General features: G+C 50.5%; 1 protein-coding gene. It reads right to left on the reverse strand.

Going from position 1 to position 1,221, the window contains the following annotated elements; genetic code table 11:
* Window positions 1–9: 9 nt before the first annotated feature.
* On the reverse strand, window positions 10–1,200 hold the full coding sequence (gene tuf, locus BTV99_RS12430; RefSeq protein ID WP_075102673.1) for an elongation factor Tu: 1,191 nt from the start codon (window positions 1,198–1,200) through the stop codon (window positions 10–12).
* Window positions 1,201–1,221: the final 21 nt, after the last annotated feature.

The following is a 1,221-nucleotide window of genomic DNA, read 5'->3' on the forward strand; positions in this document are numbered from 1 at the left end:
CAGTATCGCTTAGTTTTTAACGTTAGCTACCACACCAGCACCTACCGTACGGCCACCTTCACGGATAGCGAAACGTAGGCCTTTGTCCATAGCGATTGGGTGGATAAGCTCTACGCTCATCTCAACGTTGTCACCAGGCATGACCATTTCTGTACCGTCTTGTAATTGGATTGCGCCAGTTACGTCAGTGGTACGGAAGTAGAACTGTGGACGATAGCCGTTTAGGAACGGAGTATGACGACCACCTTCTTCTTTTGATAGTACGTATACTTCGGCGTCGAAGTTGGTGTGCGGGGTGATTGAACCTGGCTTGGCTAGTACTTGGCCACGTTGTACGTCTTCACGCTTGGTACCACGGAGTAGTACGCCACAGTTTTCGCCTGCACGACCTTCGTCTAGCAACTTACGGAACATCTCAACACCAGTACAGGTGGTTTTTTGGGTGTCTTTGATACCAACGATTTCGATTTCGTCACCAACTTTTACGATACCTGATTCAACACGGCCAGTTACAACGGTACCACGACCTGAGATTGAGAATACGTCTTCGATTGGCATTAGGAATGCTTTGTCGATGTCACGCTCTGGCTCTGGGATGTAGGTGTCTAGGGTGTTTAGTAGTTCTACGACTGCTGGTTCGCCGTATTTGCCTTCGTCGCCTTTTAGGGCTTGGGTGGCACTACCTTTCATGATTGGGGTGTCGTCGCCTGGGAAGTCGTAGTCGTTTAGGAGTTCACGTACTTCCATTTCGACGAGCTCTAGCAATTCTTCGTCGTCTACTAGGTCACATTTGTTCATGAAGACGATGATGTATGGTACGCCTACCTGACGTGAAAGCAAGATGTGCTCACGAGTCTGTGGCATTGGGCCGTCAGTTGCTGATACAACTAGGATGGCGCCGTCCATTTGTGCGGCACCGGTGATCATGTTTTTAACGTAGTCGGCGTGACCTGGGCAGTCAACGTGGGCGTAGTGACGGGTGTCGGTGTCATATTCTACGTGTGAGGTGTTGATGGTGATGCCACGTGCTTTTTCTTCAGGCGCGCTATCGATGGCTGCGTAGTCTTTGGCTTCGCCGCCTGAGGTTTTTGCTGCTACGGTTGCGATAGCGGCAGTTAGGGTTGTTTTACCGTGGTCAACGTGTCCGATGGTGCCGACGTTGACGTGTGGCTTGTTGCGTTCAAACTTGGCCTTTGCCATGGGTAATTCCTCTTTTTTTGG

It is taken from the genome of Psychrobacter sp. Rd 27.2 (genome assembly GCF_001921755.1).
Lineage (GTDB): Bacteria > Pseudomonadota > Gammaproteobacteria > Pseudomonadales > Moraxellaceae > Psychrobacter > Psychrobacter celer.

Excerpts from the sequence above, each read along its gene's own strand:
- tuf (WP_075102673.1), bottom strand. The coding sequence starts at position 1,200 with ATGGCAAAGGCCAAGTTTGAACGCAACAAGCCACACGTCAACGTCGGC.